Below are 14,856 nucleotides of genomic sequence, written 5' to 3'. Positions count from 1 at the left end.
TGCCGCGTTATGGTTGACCCCCTGCGTCCAGAGAGGGGTCCGCGCCCTCCCTGAGGTTGATCCGGGCCGCGCTGCCCACACCATGAGGGTTGATACCAAAATGGCTATGAAACCGTTTGTCTTCGGTGGTGAGAACTGCATCGCGCAAGTAGAGGGAGACCGACCCGGCACGACTGCCACTGCCGAACTGATCACCGCGCCAGGCGAAAACTTCGGCATGGGTGGTCAAAAAGGTTACAGAGCCGCGGGAACGCCCATTAAGTAATGCTGAAACATCGGGAAGGTCTTTGTAAATGACAGCCACTGCAATGGCGGTCATCACTGTTACAGCCGCTGAAAGCCGCCACAGAAAACCAAAACTCAACCGCCGTAAACCGCCGGTCAATCGCCGGATTTTTCCGTGAGATCGCGAAGTTGAGCCACGCTTTTCGGTGGGGCGCGACGCTGCGGTGTTACCTTTGCGTCTATCTATCCGCTGGTGACGGGCTGGCATCATGGCCCGATTTCCATATAATAAATTTTGTGCTCGAAGGGTAATTCTCTGCAAAGGCTTTCGCAAACGACGATATTTTGGCAGCGGCATAAGAAAAATTTGCAGCTATGGATCGCCCGAACCTTCCCTTGACTGCCCTTCGCGCGTTTGAGGCCGCCGCCCGCCAAGGCAGCTTCACATCGTCTGCGGTGGAGTTGTGTGCCACTCAGGCGGCGGTCAGCTATCAGGTCATTTCACCGGAAAAGACGCTCGGCGTCTCTCTCTCTCTTCAAACGGACCTCCGGTGGGTTGATCCTGACCGACGAGGGCAGCGCCTTGCTGCCGGTGCTGACGAAGACGCTTGATCAGGTCAGAACTGTTCTGGATCGGTTTCTTGACGGGCAGTATCGTGAGGCGCTGAATGTCAGGGTCGTGACCACGTTCGCCACAGGCTGGCTGCTTAATCGTTTGCCAGAACTTTCGGAATAGCATCCCGGCATTGATCTGCGAATTTCCACGAATAACAACCGCGTTGACTTGATCCGCGAAGGCCTGGACATGGCTATCAGGTTCGGCGGTGGAACGTGGAAAGGCTGACCGCAACACCGCTAATGGAAACGCCACTGACCCCGCTTTGCGCGCCGGACATTGCAAATACAATCACGTCCCCCGAGGATTTTGATGGTCAGAATTTGTTTCGTTCCTATAGGGCCGGGGAATGGCCAAGCTGGTTTGCCAAGCAAAAGCTATCTTGCCCAGACCTGCGCGGCCCGATTTTCGCTTCTTCGGTGGCGATGGCTGAGATGGCCGCCAGAGGACACGGGATAGCGCTATTGCCGTCGGAAATGTTCAAGAGTTACATTCAGTCTGGGCGTCTTGTCACGCCATTCACAGCAGAGATTACAACGGGGAGATATTGGCTTACCTGTATGAAATCGAGAGAGAAATCCCCAGCTATGGCGATGCTGGAAGACTGGCTGGTGAAAAATATAAACGGATTATGAACTGAAAGAAAACACCTATGCGAGCTAAAACTGCGTATCGCGGCACTTGTCTGACTCGCTCGCGCAGCGCCGAAATCCACGCGACCTAGGGCGCGAAATATAGCGGTGAAGCAGTTCGATCTGGACCTGTTTGTGGACCGGTAACGAGGCGGCATTGTTAAGCTGTTTCGATGCAGGTTTCTCGGAGGGTGTGGTGCCATAAAAGGATCGCAACACCACGAACTGATCAAGACGTAAGTGGGTTTTATGGTTCACCCCTCCAAAGGTATTTTTTCTGATCCAAGTAGCTAAAGGCAATTTTTAACTGATATTTCTTAATAGCAACCGTTCACCGCTGTGCGGGAGATGGTTAATCGGGCTATCTTGAGCCCTTCGATTCGTTCGTCAAGAACGGCTGCAATCGGGCAATACCCTCTGTACAACCTATCTTCCAAAAACTGCCGTTTGTTGAACCGCTAAAAGATCGGGTATCGAAATTATCCGCCGATCTTTCCAAATTAGCTGCTTAAAACCCGAATGGTTGTTGCAGGTTTCCGGAAAGGTCGCGGACATGATTTTCAGATATACAGGTGTTTGGGCGGCCGATCAGGACGTTGATGCCCAGATCACAGCACTCGAAAGAATGACGTAACCCCGGTATCGTAACCCAATATCTTAGTGGAAGTTTTAAAATTCGCATCCTAAATCTGGTGATTTGGGATTCTGATCGTTAACAGCGCCCAGATCGGCTAAAACCCTAATTGCGGACCGAAACCTGTCAATTGCGGCAAGTTTGCCTGCATCTTATGGTCGGCAGGCAGGCGTCAAAACCATTGGCCCGGCTCCATCAGGCCAAGATCCAGCAATTGGCGCGAATGCCATTCGAAGCGCACCGAATTATGCCATTTGAACGTCGGGATGTCGAAGGTCGAGCCGGGGTTGCGTTTCAGTGCTTTGGCGGTGCGAAAGGATACGGTGACCGCTGTCAGGTTGTTGTGCCACGGGCAGGCGTAGGTATTGTATTCTTCGTCCGAAAAAACATGCCCTTCGCGTAATCTTAGACCCCGTTTGGAGCGGAACATCGATATCCGGTCGATATTGCGGCGCCGCCACGGAATATGCTCCTCATATCGCCAGCGCAGGCCACCGAAGAAATCGAGCTGTCGGTCCTTTGGGTGATGGTTGTTTTCAGGATCAAGCCGCGCCAGTGCATAATAGCCTGATTTGTCCATCCATGCATCTTCCAACGCGACGGCACCGGGATGTAGATCGAGATCGCCGGCGTAGATATCGACGACATAGGTCAGCATGGCATCGCGCCGCTCTTCGGCATGGAAGGCCAGCAATTCACCGACGCTGCGCGTTTCGCAAAACGGAAAGAACAAATATTCGGCGTTAAAGCAGTAATACAGCCATGTTCTGCGCGGGGCGGCGTCGATAATGCGGTTTACCGCGTCGATATGCCCGTCGGCCGCGGCGTCGTGGTCGACGCGGACCGTAGTCTTTACAAGGTCATCGGGCAGGGCGAAACTGGGTGGCATCAACGCGATCACTGAGGCAAAGCCCAGCGACAGATGGTGACGCAGGGTGGTGTCCAGTTCGACGCCATCCTCGGCAAAGATCAGTGCGACGGGCCCCTTGGCCAGATGGCGTGCGCCCTTGCCGCACAGATCACGGACAGATGTGTAATGCATACCGCTCTTTTCGTTTTGCGCGCCAAGGTCTGTCAATTTGCCGCGCATTGCAAGATGGCGCCGCTGTGGTATAGGCCCGTACACCACATGCGCACACTCCGGAGGCCCGTCATGGCAGAGCCCAAGAAGCTCTACATCAAGACATATGGATGTCAGATGAACGTCTACGATTCCGAGCGCATGGCCGAGGCGATGGGCGGCGCGGGCTATACGGAGGTCGCCAGTGCCGATGAGGCGGACATGATCCTGCTGAACACCTGCCACATTCGCGAAAAGGCGGCCGAGAAGGTGTACTCCGAACTGGGCCGGTTTCGCGATCTCAAGGATGCCAAGCCCGATCTGAAAATCGGTGTCGCGGGCTGCGTCGCGCAGGCCGAGGGCGCCGAGATCATGCGTCGGCAGCCCTTGGTCGATCTGGTCGTCGGCCCGCAAAGCTACCACCGCCTGCCTGAAATGGAGGCGAAGGTGCGCGCGGGCGGCACTGCGCTGGATACTGATTTCCCCGAAGAGAGCAAGTTCGAGAAGCTGAAGGCCCGCCCCAAGGCCAAGCGCGGCCCAACCGCATTTCTGACCGTGCAGGAGGGCTGCGACAAGTTCTGCGCCTTCTGCGTCGTGCCCTATACACGCGGCGCTGAGGCGTCGCGCCCGGTGGTCCGCGTCATTGACGAGGCAAAGGATCTGGTAGAGCGCGGCGTGCGCGAGATCACGCTGCTGGGCCAAAACGTCAACGCCTATCACGGCGCAGGGCCAAAAGGGGATGACTGGACATTGGCCCGGTTGATACGCGCGCTGGCCGAGGTCGACGGGCTGGAGCGCATCCGCTTTACCACCAGCCACCCCAATGACATGGGCGACGATCTGATCGAGGCGCATGGCGATTGCCCCAAGTTGATGCCCTACCTGCATCTGCCGGTGCAATCGGGCAGCGACCGCATTCTGAAACGGATGAACCGCAGTCACACGGCGGATAGCTATATCCGGCTGATCGAACGGATTCGCGCCGCGCGGCCCGATCTGCTGCTGTCGGGCGATTTCATCGTCGGCTTCCCCGAAGAGACGGAGGCCGATTTTCAGGCCACCTTGGACCTGATCCAAGAGGTTCGCTATGGGCAGGCCTATTCGTTCAAATACTCGACCCGCCCCGGCACGCCCGCCGCCGAGCGCGCGCAGGTGGATGACGCTGTGGCCGGCGAGCGTTTGCAGCGGCTCCAGGCCCTGTTGACCCGCCAGCAGCGCGAGATCCAGGAGAGCATGGTGGGCCGCGAGGTCAACGTCCTGTTTGAACGGGCAGGGCGCCAGCCGGGGCAGATGGTGGGCAAATCGCAATATTTGCATGCGGTTCACGTCGTGGGTCCGAATGTCGAGGTGGGCAGCTCGCACCCGGTGCTGATCACCGGATCGGGCACCAATTCGCTGTCGGGCAGGATTATCACTTAGAATTAGCACTTAAGAGTGAGGATTGTGGGCAACAAAACGCTCGAATCTGCGGTGTTTTCCCTGCTGAGGTCTATTTTCGCTGGACGATTTTGACCTGAATGCGCTTTCTGACACACAAGGAAACTCGTTTCGTCGATGCGAATATTTTTATTTTGGGATTTGGTGCCATGAAGTCTGCTCGCCGCGTATCTGCTGTAACATTTAATGGTCTGGCCTGTGCCGGTGTGCTTGCGGCTTGTGCCGTGAGCGGCGCTGCTCATGCGGGTAACCTTGAACAGGTGCCGGTCGATCCGGTTGTCGTCGTTGCGGCCCCGACGTGGCAGGGTTTCTATGTCGGCGGTACTGCCGGTTATGCGTTCGGCGCCGATGACAGGGTAGGGCACAAGAACCCTGCCGGTGTTTTGGTGACGCGGCGCGCCGGGGATCTGGACGGTGAGGGTTTCAACTACGGGGTGCAGCTGGGCTGGCGCGGTGAACGTGCGCTGAGCAGGGGCTCTTTCGTTTATGGGATTGAGCTGGGTTACAACGGCGGCGACGTGGACGATTCTTTCGTCAACGGTGGATATACCGGGTCTGTCGATCTTAACCATGTGCTTGGCCTGCGTGCCAAAACGGGTCTGACCAACCAGTCCGGTAACACGATGGTCTACGGTATCCTGGGCTATGTGCACGGCGATTTCGACTACGCCGTCAACGGCACGGCGGGTGGTGATACCATCAATTTGAACACGGCATACGACACTGACGGATACTCGATCGGTTTGGGTGTCGAACATCTTTTGAGCGATTCCTGGTCGGTCAAGGCCGAGTGGGAGTATTACAATTTCGGCAGCAAGACTCTGTTCGATGCGGGTGGATCCTCTACCGTCGCGACGCCGACCTACAGCAATGTCCAGCTTGGCCTGAACTTCCGTTTCTAAGCTTCCTGCGGAGGCTTTCGGGCCGGGACATGTCGCAATTTATCGCTAATCCTGCGTGAAATACACGCCCGGCATCTTGCGCCGGGCGGTTGTTCTTGCCACGGTGCCGCTAGCATTCATGACAGGAGAGCGGATTGGCCACTGGCGCCCGGACCCCCCCGCAGGACGCACCGCAAGAGGTGCAAATCGAGTTTCCCGACAATCGCTTGTTGATAGATCTGTGCGGTGAGCATGATCGCAATCTGGCTGAGATCGAACGCACTCTGGACGTCCAGATCCTGAGGCGCGGCAATCACCTGGCCGTGCACGGCGATTCGGTGCATGTGACCGAAGCAGTGCAGGTCTTGCAGGCGCTGTATCAGCGGCTGGAGGCGGGCAGGGATGTCACCCACGGCGACATTGATCGCGAGCTGCGTATGGGCGCTGGTAACGGCGCGATTCCCACCGATGACGGCCACCAGTTCGAGATGTTCAAGGGCGGCCGGGTTGAGATCAAGACCCGCAAAAAACTGGTCGAGCCGCGCACGGAGGCCCAGAAGGCCTATGTGCATTCGCTCTTTGAAAAGGAGCTGGCCTTCGGCATCGGCCCCGCCGGCACGGGCAAGACATATCTGGCCGTTGCCGTTGGCGTATCGATGTTCATCGAGGGCCATGTTGACAAGATCATCCTGGCGCGCCCCGCCGTCGAGGCGGGCGAGAAATTGGGCTATCTGCCCGGCGACATGAAGGACAAGGTCGATCCCTACATGCAGCCGCTCTATGACGCGCTGAACGATTTCCTGCCGGGCAAGCAACTGGCCAAGCTGATCGAGGACAAGAAGATCGAGATTGCGCCGCTGGCCTTCATGCGGGGCCGCACCCTGTCGCGGGCCTTCGTGGTGCTGGACGAGGCGCAGAACGCCACGACGATGCAGATGAAGATGTTCCTGACCCGCCTTGGCGAGGGCAGTCGCATGGTGATCACCGGGGATCGCACCCAGATCGACCTTCCGCGCGGCGTGGCGTCGGGGCTGCACGATGCCGAACGGCTGCTGCAAACGATCCCCAAGATCGGTTTCAACTATTTCACCTCCAAGGACGTTGTGCGTCACCCGTTGGTTGCCGCCATCATCGAGGCATATGAGGCCGATGGCTGAACCGCGAACACTCGCACCACCCGGAGTGCGCCCATGTTGACAGACGTCATGATCGAGGACCGCCGTTGGCGTGCGCTGGGGCTGGAGGCGTTGGCAGACCGCGCGGCTGTGGCAACATTGGTGCATCTGGATATCGACCCCGGGCAGTTTGAAATCAGCGTACTGGCCTGCAATGATGCCCGCATCGCCGTCCTCAACGAGGATTTTCGCGGCAAGCCGCAACCGACCAACGTGCTCAGCTGGCCCAGTCACGAGCGCGGCCCAGAGCGCGCGGGCGCCGTGCCCGACCTTCCGCGCGTCGGCCCCGATGCCGAGCTGGGCGATATCGCCATCGCCTATGATATCTGCGCCGCCGAGGCCGCGCTGGGCGACAAACCGCTGGCCGATCACACCACTCATCTGATCGTGCATGCAGTGTTGCATCTTCTGGGCTATGACCACGTTCGTGACGAAGATGCCGCATTGATGGAATCGTGCGAGGTAGCCATCCTTTGCAAACTGGGCATAGCTAACCCATATTGACGGCAGGCACCCGGTGCAGACAGCGCCGGGCTATTTATTAATTTGGAATAAAGAGTAATGGACGACCACCACGACAGTACCGACGTATCCTCTAGCGCAGCGCATGGCGCGCCGCCCGAGAGGCCCAGTGAAGACGACGACAACACCGGTTTTTTCCGCCGCATCTTCGGCGCGTTCAGCCCATCCGAGCCAGAGAGCGACGCGGAGCCCGCCACCTCTGCCACGCAGAAGGGTCGCGGCCTGATCAACCTGCGCGACATGGTGGTCGAGGATGTGGCCATCCCCAAGGCCGACATCGTGTCCGTGCCCGCAACGATCACGCAGGGCGAGCTGGTCCATGTGTTCCGCGACAGCGGCATGACGCGCCTGCCGGTCTACGAGAGCACGCTGGATTCTCCTGTCGGATTCATCCATCTCAAGGATTTCGCGCTGCGCCACGGCTTTAACGGTGATGCCGAGGATGCGTTCTCGCTCAAGGAGATGCTGCGCCCGCTGCTCTATGTGCCGCCTTCCATGCGCATTGGCGTACTGCTCCAGAAGATGCAGACCGACCGGCGCCACATGGCGCTGGTGATCGACGAATATGGCGGTGTCGACGGCCTTGTGACCATCGAGGATCTGATCGAGCAGGTGCTGGGCGAGATCGAGGACGAGCATGACATCGGCGAGGATGCTCACTGGACCGAGGAAAAGCCGGGCTGCTACATCGCGCTGGCCAAGACCCCGCTGGAGGATTTCGAGGACGCGATCGGCCAGTCTCTGACCGATGTCGACGACGTGGACGAGGAAGAGATCGACACGCTGGGCGGACTGGTCTTCATGCTGCTGGGCCGGGTGCCTGTGCGCGGCGAAGTGGTCGAGCATCCGGGCGGCACAACTTTCGAAGTGGTCGACGCCGATCCCCGCCGGATCAAGCGCCTGCGCGTGCGTGTTCCCTATGCTGGCGCCCATGCCTGACGCCGCCGCGCTGCGCTGGATCGCGGCGCGCGGGCGGTGGATGCAGGGAGGCATCGCCGCTGCGCTGGGCGCGGTGGCGGCATTGGGGCAGGCGCCCTGGGATCTGTGGCCGCTGACCCTGCTGGCCTTTGCCGGGCTTTACGGCTGTTATTCTGTTGCGCCAGGCTGGCGCCGCGCGGCGTGGTTGGGCGTTGCCGGGGGTGCGGGGTATTTCGCCGTCGCACTCAGCTGGATTGTCGAACCCTTCTTGATCGACGTGGCGCGCCACGGCTGGATGGCGCCCTTTGCGCTGGTGTTATTCGCGGTGGGCTTTGCGCTGTTCTGGGCCGGGGCGCAGGGCATCGCGCGTCGGCTGGGCAGCGGCGCGCTGGGCTGGGCGGCAATGCTGACACTGTCCGAGGCGCTGCGCGGGTGGCTGTGGACCGGGTTTCCATGGGCGCAGCCGGGGCACGTGCTGATCGCGACGCCCATGCTGCGCTGGGCCTCTATTGGCGGGGCGTTGCCCCTGACATTTGCCGTGCTGATTGGGGGGGCCGCGCTGTGGCATCTGACGCTGGGGCGACGCTGGACCGGCGCTGCGGGACTTGCTGCGCTTGCTGCGCTTGCTGCGCTTTGGGTCGGTACGCCGTGGCTGGGTGCGGTGCCCGCGCCGGGCATGGATGCGCCTGTCATCCGTCTGGTCCAACCCAACGTGCCGCAGGCCGAAAAATGGGACCCGGCGCATATGCAGGAGCATTTCGACCGTCAGATGCGATATACCCTTGCCGACGCGCCGCCCGACCTGATCGTCTGGCCGGAAACCGCCGTGCCCACGCTGCTCAACCGTGCCGAGGGTATTCTGGCGGGCATCAGCGAGGCTGCCCGCGGTGCGCCTGTGGTGCTGGGCGTGCAGCGGGCCGAGGGTGCGCGTTATTTCAATTCGCTGCTGGTGCTGGACGGGCAGGGCAACAGGTCGGCGCTGTATGACAAGCATCATCTGGTGCCTTTCGGCGAATACGTGCCCTTCGGCGATCTGCTGGAACAGTTCGGAATCCGGGGCCTCGCGCAGCAGGGCGGCTATGGCTATTCGCCCGGACCGGGCGCGCGGCTGATCGATATGGGGCCGCTGGGCGCGGCGCTGCCGCTGATCTGCTACGAGGGGGTCTTTGCCCGCGACGTGGCGTCGGCAAAGGGGCGGGCAGATTTCATGTTGTTGATTACCAACGATGCGTGGTTTGGGCAGGTGTCGGGACCGTTCCAGCACCTTGCGCAGGCGCGTCTGCGCAGCGCCGAGCAGGGCCTGCCGATGATCCGTGCCGCCAATACCGGCGTGTCCGCCATCATCGATGCGGCGGGGCGTATTACCGCCGAAATACCGCTGGGGCAAGCGGGCTATCTGGACGCCCCGCTGCCACCGCCCACCGCCCCGACGCCCTATGCACGAAATGGTGATTGGCCTGCGCTGGCGCTGCTGGCCTTGCTGGCGTTGGTGTCTGCACTGCTGCACCGCGTGAGAAACGCGCGCGCATCGATGGTCGGCGATTGACCTTTCTGTGCGGGCCTGTTTAGGCAGATGCATACCGTCGCAACGGCTTCCTGGCGCGACGGGATATCATAATGGAGCGATCTCATGTCACGACAGAATTATACACTGACCTCCGAATCCGTCTCGGAAGGGCATCCCGACAAGGTGTGCGACCGCATTTCGGATGCGATCCTTGACGCCTTTCTGGCCAAGGAACCCGAGGCGCGCGTCGCCGCCGAAACCTTTGCCACCACCAACCGCGTCATCATCGGCGGTGAGGTCGGGCTGTCGGATCAGGACAAGCTGACCGAATACAAGGACCTCATGTCGACGGTCGTGCGCGACTGCGTGCGCGACATCGGCTATGAGCAGGACAAGTTTCACTGGCGCACGCTGGAAGTGACGAACCTGCTGCACGAGCAGTCCGCGCATATCGCCCAGGGCGTTGACGCGCGCGAGGACAAGGAAGAAGGCGCGGGCGATCAGGGCATCATGTTCGGCTACGCCACGACCGAGACCGAAGAGCTGATGCCGGCGCCGATCCAGTTTTCCCACGCGATCCTGCGGCGCCTGGCAGAGGTACGCAAGGACGGCACCGAGCCGCTGCTACTGCCCGATGCCAAGAGCCAGCTGTCGGTGGTCTATGAAAACGGCAAGCCTTCGCATATCGGCTCGATCGTGCTGAGCACCCAGCACCAGCAGTTTGACGAGGCAGGGGGCCGGGAATTGACCCCCGGCGACGTGCGCGACATCGTTGAGCCCTATATCCGCGAAACGCTGCCTGATGGGTGGCTGCGCGATGATACGGTCTGGCACGTGAACCCCACCGGCACCTTCGTCATCGGCGGCCCCGACGGGGATGCAGGCCTGACAGGCCGCAAGATCATCGTCGACACCTATGGCGGCGCCGCGCCCCATGGTGGCGGCGCGTTTTCGGGCAAGGATCCGACCAAGGTCGACCGCTCGGCAGCCTATGCCGCGCGCTATCTGGCCAAGAATGTTGTCGCGGCGGGAATGGCCGAGCGCTGCACCATACAGTTGAGTTACGCCATCGGCGTGTCGCACCCGCTGTCGATCTTTGCCGATACGCACGGCACAGGCGAGGTGGACCCCAAGGCGATTGAAAAGGCGATCCGCGAGTGCATGGACCTGAGCCCGCGCGGGATCCGCGAGCATCTGTCACTGAACCAGCCGATCTACCAGCGCACGGCGGCCTACGGTCATTTCGGCCGCGCCCCCGAAAGCGACGGCGGCTTCAGCTGGGAGCGGGTCAATCTGGTGGACAAGCTGCTGTCCTGCGTCTGATCGATCAGGGAAAAGGAATGCGCTGGCGCGCATGCGGGTATTCTCAGGCGGCGGCCCGATGGGCCGCTGCGGCGCGTTTTGCGTTTGGTGTGCCTCTAACGCTTGTGGCGTGCGTGGCGCAGGTTGTGCCGCCTTCGGCGAGGATATTTGGAGCAAGAAGAATGAAAGGCGCGTGCGTCATCGGTGATCTTGCGCCTTGGGCGGGGGCAGGGTAGAGCCTGCGGCCATGATAATAGACAGGCATCCATCAGGCGCGCCGTGGCGCAATTTCTACGGTCGGTTCAAGGGCAAGAGCCTGCGCAAGTCGCAGGAGGTTTTGCTGGACGAGGATCTGGAGGGGCTGTCCCCCGGCCCGGTGGGTTGGGACGTCAATCCGGCGCGCGCGGCGCTGGATCTGGGTGCGCTGTTTGGCGGGCGCGATCTGTGGCTGGAGATCGGCTTTGGCGGGGGCGAGCATCTGGCGCATATGGCGCTGGCCGAGCCGGATGTCGGACTGATCGGGTGCGAACCCTATCTGAACGGCGTTGCCATGCTGCTGGCCAAGCTGCGCAAGGTGGATGCGCCAAATGTGCGGGTGCATCCCGGTGACGCGCGCGATCTGTTCGATGTGCTGCCGGACGCGTCGGTGGGGCGGGCCTATCTGCTTTATCCCGATCCGTGGCCAAAGGCGCGGCATCATCGGCGCCGGTTCGTGACGGGCGAGCATCTGGAGCCACTGGCGCGTGCGATGCGCCCCGGCGCCGAACTGCGGGTGGCCACCGACATCGAGGATTACGTGCGCCAGACGCTGGAGGAAGTGCCGCGCTGCGGGTTCGAGTGGCTGGCCGAGGGGCCGACGGACTGGCGCCAGCCATGGGATGGCTGGATTTCGACGCGGTATGAGAAAAAGGCGCTGCGCGAGGGGCGCGTGCCCCATTACCTTCGTTTTCGGCGGGTTTGATCAGGCGGCGGCCAGTTTCAGGCTGAGCCGGTCGAGCATTTCCAGACACTGGGTCATCTGATCTATCGTGACGAACTCATCTGCCTTGTGCGCCTGCTCGATCGAGCCGGGGCCGCAGAGGATGGCCGACATGCCCATGCTCTGGAAAATGCCGGCCTCGGTGCCGAAGGGGACGACGTCTGCGCCGTTGGCGCCGGTTAGTTCCATCATGATGTCGCGTGCCTCGGAAACTTCGGCGGGGATCAGGCCTTCGACCTCGCCGATTGTTTCGGTGTGGATTTCCGCGCCCGGATAGACCGCGCGCATGGCGGGCAGGAGGATGTCGGTGCAATAGTGATGCAGATCCTCTCTGACCAGCGCGAAATCGGAATGTTGGACCGGGCGCATCTCCCAATCGACCTGTGCGGTCGAGGGGATGACGTTATGCGCAACCCCGCCGATCAGCGCGCCGGTGTTTATCGTCGTCCAAGGCGGATCAAAGCGGCTGTGCAGCGGCGCGCGGGTACGCAGTGTATCCTTGAGCGCCAGCAGCCGGGCGACGAAACGGGCGGCGTATTCGACTGCGTTCACGCCCCGGTCGGGCCCGGACCCATGGCCCGCCAGCCCGGTGAAGTGCGTGCTGTATTCGCAGCAGCCCTTGTGGCCCTCGATCACGCGCATCATCGTCGGCTCGCCGATCAGCGCGACCGAGGGCTTCAGCCCACGCGCCGTCAGGGCCTGCGCCAGATCGCGGGCGCCGACGCAGCCGGTTTCTTCGTCATAGGTGAATGAAAAATGCAGCGGGCGCACCCCGATGCGCTGGGCAAAGGTGGGCGCCATGGCGATGGTGGCGGCGATGAAACCCTTCATGTCGCAGGCGCCGCGCCCATAGAGGCAGCCATCCTCCTCGTGCAGCAGAAACGGATCTGTCGCCCAGACCTGATCGGCCACCGGCACAACATCGCTGTGACCTGACAACACGATGCCGCCATCTCCCTCGGGGCCGAGGGTGGCGAAGAGGTTGGCCTTCTTGCCGGCCGTGTCCTGCATCACCTCGACCCGCGCGCCCGACGCCTCGAGCCGGGTAGCAAGGTAGGCGATCATGTCAAGGTTGCTGTCTTGCGAAACGGTTGGAAAGCCGATCAGCGAGCGCATCAGAAGCAGGGTATCGTCGATGGGCAGTGACACAGGTGGCGCTCCGTCCTTTGGCGGCCGTTCTTGGGTATATTCACGCAAAAAGGGCGACGCGAAAAATGGGGCGCCACCCTGATCCATTGCACGGCTGCGCGGCTGTGCCAAGACCTGTGTGGTAGGCGCGATGAATTGTGGTCAGGGCGGAGGATGCGGGCGGCCAGGGCATGTCCCGAGATCTTGCGCGGTTCAGACGTCCAGCCAGATCGTGACCGGGCCGTCATTGACCAATGACACCTGCATGGAGGCGCCAAAAAGCCCGGTTTCGCACGCCACACCCTGATGGCGCAGGGCGCCGGTGAAATGCTCATACAGGCTGCGGCCCTCATCTGGCGACGCGGCGGACGAGAAGCCCGGCCTGTTGCCGCTGCGCGTGTCGGCGGCCAGCGTGAACTGGCTGACCACCAGCGCGCTGCCGCCGGTATCGCGCAGGCTGAGGTTCATCTTGCCGACTGGATCCTGAAAAATCCGCAGCTTGGCGATCTTGGCCGCCAGCAGGTCAGCCTTGGCCGGATCGTCGCCCAGCATGGCGCAAACGAGGACCAGCAGGCCCGGCCCGGTCTGGCCGATGATCTCGCCATCTACCGTGACGCGGGCCTCTGTGACGCGTTGAATGAGGGCGCGCATGGTCAGTCTCCTTGGTCGGGGGCGGGAGGGGCGATCAGACCGCGCCCTGCTGCACCGCATAGGCAAAGCCGACGGCGCCGGCCAGCAGTAGGCCCAGGATGATGGCAAAGGCAATCTTCCACGCTGACCATGGCCGCTCGCCCTGCACGCGCCCGGTACGTCCGTTGACGACAAAACGGAAGCTGCGGCCGCGATATTTGTAGGCGGCCATCCAGACCGGCAACAGGATGTGCTTGAACGACGCATCGCTGATATCGGTGTCGACGGCATGGATGCGCTGCTGGTCACCGCCGATATCAAAGCGCACGTCGCGGGCGATGACCGCGTCCATATGCGCGCGTGCCTCGGCATAGCCGTCCTCTAGCGGGACGGTATAGGCTTCGGCGGCGAAACCGGCCAGAAATGCGGGGCTGTAGGGCTGAAGCGCCGACAGATCCCACGGCTCCAACGCGTCGGTATAGCGTTTGGGCAAGGCGTGCGAGGCCAGCACGAGGATGTCGTCAAAGGCGCGCGCGACGCGGCCCGATACTGGACGCCAGCGCACCTTGGCCACCCGCACCGTCTGACGTTTTCCATCGCGCATGACGGTCCGCGTCTCGTAATAAACCGTGCCGCGCTCGCCGCGATAGGCCGATCGGGTGGCGGCGTCATAGGTCCAGTAGGGGACATAAACACCCTGAAGTTTGCGCCCCTTGCGGGCGTAATCCTTGAGGCCCGATGGGGCAAACCACAGCTGCCCCAGCCAGTCGGTCATTGCGGATCGGGCGGTCCGTTCGTCCAGCGCAAAGGGCAGCACGCCGCGCGGTTTGTAGCGGCGCGCATCCCCGGTGCCGGTGATCATCGGGGTTGCGCAGAACGGGCAGGTGCCCGCGTGGGCCTCGCCCTCCAGCACCACTTCGGCGCCGCAGCTGGGGCATTTCAGCTGCGCGCGCTGCTCGGTCTCCTCGGTCGGCAATTGGGCGGCGAGGGCGGCGGCGAGGTCCAGCTCTTTCAGGGAGCTATTCCATGGTCCGGCGCCTGGGATTTCCTGCCGGTTTCCGCAATGATCGCAGATCAGCGCACCGCCGCCCGGCGCAAAGCGCATCTCGGCACCACAAGCGTCGCATGGGTAATTATGCTGCGCCGGTGGTTTCGCGTCATCAGGAGAGGGCATGGGCATGTGGCGGGCCGGTGTGATTTGAGTATTTTG

Annotated in this window: 16 protein-coding genes and 1 riboswitch; of the genes, 11 read left to right on the top strand and 5 right to left on the bottom strand. The window is 61.7% G+C overall.

Annotated elements, in window-relative coordinates; genetic code table 11:
• Positions 1-7: 7 nt before the first annotated feature.
• Positions 8-496 (bottom strand): transglycosylase domain-containing protein, encoded by a 489-nt coding sequence (locus FGD77_RS17005; RefSeq protein WP_255011429.1) that lies wholly within the window; start codon positions 494-496, stop codon positions 8-10.
• A 104-nt stretch (positions 497-600) separates the two neighbouring features.
• Between FGD77_RS17005 and FGD77_RS22205 the strand changes: the two genes are divergently transcribed.
• The 3 genes from FGD77_RS22205 (at position 601) to FGD77_RS22195 (ending at position 1,476) form a co-directional block, all read left to right on the top strand.
• Positions 601-837 (top strand): LysR family transcriptional regulator, encoded by a 237-nt coding sequence (locus FGD77_RS22205; protein ID WP_303626381.1) that lies wholly within the window; start codon positions 601-603, stop codon positions 835-837.
• Entirely contained in the window at positions 782-961 is a 180-nt protein-coding gene (locus FGD77_RS22200; protein WP_303626557.1) for a hypothetical protein, read from the top strand. Before FGD77_RS22205 ends, FGD77_RS22200 begins: the two co-directional genes overlap by 56 nt.
• Before the next feature lie 95 nt (positions 962-1,056).
• The gene (locus tag FGD77_RS22195; RefSeq protein WP_369682731.1) at positions 1,057-1,476 is read left to right on the top strand and encodes a LysR substrate-binding domain-containing protein; all 420 of its coding nucleotides are present in this window, start codon (positions 1,057-1,059) and stop codon (positions 1,474-1,476) included.
• Positions 1,477-2,279: 803 nt separating this feature from the next.
• Here the strand turns inward: FGD77_RS22195 and FGD77_RS16995 are convergent.
• Positions 2,280-3,149: a hypothetical protein gene (locus FGD77_RS16995; protein ID WP_255011427.1), complete on the bottom strand. Its 870-nt coding sequence runs from the start codon at positions 3,147-3,149 to the stop codon at positions 2,280-2,282.
• 111 nt (positions 3,150-3,260) lie between these two features.
• On the opposite strand from FGD77_RS16995, the gene miaB reads away from it, so the two are divergent.
• From miaB to FGD77_RS16955, 8 genes are all read left to right on the top strand, one after another.
• Positions 3,261-4,586, top strand: a complete 1,326-nt coding sequence (miaB, locus tag FGD77_RS16990) for a tRNA (N6-isopentenyl adenosine(37)-C2)-methylthiotransferase MiaB (RefSeq protein WP_255011426.1) — start codon at positions 3,261-3,263, stop codon at positions 4,584-4,586.
• Between the two features lie 98 nt (positions 4,587-4,684).
• A complete protein-coding gene (locus FGD77_RS16985) occupies positions 4,685-5,506 on the top strand; it encodes an outer membrane protein (RefSeq protein WP_255011424.1) in 822 nt (273 codons plus the stop codon).
• 134 nt (positions 5,507-5,640) lie between these two features.
• Positions 5,641-6,642 carry a PhoH family protein gene (locus FGD77_RS16980; protein ID WP_255011421.1) on the top strand — a complete coding sequence of 334 codons (1,002 nt, stop codon included), beginning with the start codon at positions 5,641-5,643 and terminating at the stop codon, positions 6,640-6,642.
• Between the two features lie 33 nt (positions 6,643-6,675).
• Positions 6,676-7,164: an rRNA maturation RNase YbeY gene (gene ybeY / locus FGD77_RS16975; RefSeq protein ID WP_255011418.1), complete on the top strand. Its 489-nt coding sequence runs from the start codon at positions 6,676-6,678 to the stop codon at positions 7,162-7,164.
• Positions 7,165-7,221: 57 nt separating this feature from the next.
• Positions 7,222-8,121, top strand: a complete 900-nt coding sequence (locus FGD77_RS16970; RefSeq protein WP_255011417.1) for a hemolysin family protein — start codon at positions 7,222-7,224, stop codon at positions 8,119-8,121.
• The gene (gene lnt, locus FGD77_RS16965) at positions 8,114-9,646 is read left to right on the top strand and encodes an apolipoprotein N-acyltransferase (RefSeq protein WP_255011415.1); all 1,533 of its coding nucleotides are present in this window, start codon (positions 8,114-8,116) and stop codon (positions 9,644-9,646) included. The genes FGD77_RS16970 and lnt overlap by 8 nt, the downstream gene beginning before the upstream one ends.
• A gap of 31 nt (positions 9,647-9,677) precedes the next feature.
• Positions 9,678-9,725: riboswitch (SAM-SAH riboswitch) on the top strand.
• A 5-nt stretch (positions 9,726-9,730) separates the two neighbouring features.
• Positions 9,731-10,930 carry a methionine adenosyltransferase gene (gene metK / locus FGD77_RS16960; RefSeq protein WP_255011413.1) on the top strand — a complete coding sequence of 400 codons (1,200 nt, stop codon included), beginning with the start codon at positions 9,731-9,733 and terminating at the stop codon, positions 10,928-10,930.
• 226 nt (positions 10,931-11,156) lie between these two features.
• On the top strand, positions 11,157-11,870 hold the full coding sequence (locus FGD77_RS16955; RefSeq protein ID WP_255011411.1) for a tRNA (guanosine(46)-N(7))-methyltransferase TrmB: 714 nt from the start codon (positions 11,157-11,159) through the stop codon (positions 11,868-11,870).
• Here the strand turns inward: FGD77_RS16955 and argE are convergent, their stop codons facing one another.
• The 3 genes from argE to FGD77_RS16940 all read right to left on the bottom strand — a co-directional run bounded on the left by argE (position 11,871) and on the right by FGD77_RS16940 (position 14,820).
• A complete protein-coding gene (argE, locus tag FGD77_RS16950; RefSeq protein ID WP_255011408.1) occupies positions 11,871-13,037 on the bottom strand; it encodes an acetylornithine deacetylase in 1,167 nt (388 codons plus the stop codon).
• A 192-nt stretch (positions 13,038-13,229) separates the two neighbouring features.
• Entirely contained in the window at positions 13,230-13,667 is a 438-nt protein-coding gene (gene dtd, locus FGD77_RS16945) for a D-aminoacyl-tRNA deacylase (RefSeq protein ID WP_255011406.1), read from the bottom strand.
• A gap of 34 nt (positions 13,668-13,701) precedes the next feature.
• A complete protein-coding gene (locus tag FGD77_RS16940; protein WP_255014301.1) occupies positions 13,702-14,820 on the bottom strand; it encodes a primosomal protein N' (replication factor Y) - superfamily II helicase in 1,119 nt (372 codons plus the stop codon).
• Positions 14,821-14,856: the final 36 nt, after the last annotated feature.

The organism is Roseovarius sp. M141 (assembly GCF_024355225.1).
Taxonomy (GTDB): Bacteria; Pseudomonadota; Alphaproteobacteria; order Rhodobacterales; family Rhodobacteraceae; genus Roseovarius.
This window is presented reverse-complemented; position numbering and strand designations above follow the sequence as displayed.

Bases quoted from the DNA above. Each gene is read 5' to 3' on its own strand.
- FGD77_RS17005 (WP_255011429.1), bottom strand. From the start codon at position 496: ATGATGCCAGCCCGTCACCAGCGGATAGATAGACGCAAAGGTAACACC.
- FGD77_RS16955 (WP_255011411.1), top strand. From the start codon at position 11,157: ATGATAATAGACAGGCATCCATCAGGCGCGCCGTGGCGCAATTTCTAC.
- FGD77_RS16985 (WP_255011424.1), top strand. From the start codon at position 4,685: ATGCGCTTTCTGACACACAAGGAAACTCGTTTCGTCGATGCGAATATT.
- lnt (WP_255011415.1), top strand. From the start codon at position 8,114: ATGCCTGACGCCGCCGCGCTGCGCTGGATCGCGGCGCGCGGGCGGTGG.
- FGD77_RS16940 (WP_255014301.1), bottom strand. From the start codon at position 14,820: ATGCCCTCTCCTGATGACGCGAAACCACCGGCGCAGCATAATTACCCA.
- ybeY (WP_255011418.1), top strand. From the start codon at position 6,676: ATGTTGACAGACGTCATGATCGAGGACCGCCGTTGGCGTGCGCTGGGG.
- FGD77_RS22205 (WP_303626381.1), top strand. From the start codon at position 601: ATGGATCGCCCGAACCTTCCCTTGACTGCCCTTCGCGCGTTTGAGGCC.
- metK (WP_255011413.1), top strand. From the start codon at position 9,731: ATGTCACGACAGAATTATACACTGACCTCCGAATCCGTCTCGGAAGGG.
- FGD77_RS16995 (WP_255011427.1), bottom strand. From the start codon at position 3,149: ATGCATTACACATCTGTCCGTGATCTGTGCGGCAAGGGCGCACGCCAT.
- dtd (WP_255011406.1), bottom strand. From the start codon at position 13,667: ATGCGCGCCCTCATTCAACGCGTCACAGAGGCCCGCGTCACGGTAGAT.
- miaB (WP_255011426.1), top strand. From the start codon at position 3,261: ATGGCAGAGCCCAAGAAGCTCTACATCAAGACATATGGATGTCAGATG.
- FGD77_RS16970 (WP_255011417.1), top strand. From the start codon at position 7,222: ATGGACGACCACCACGACAGTACCGACGTATCCTCTAGCGCAGCGCAT.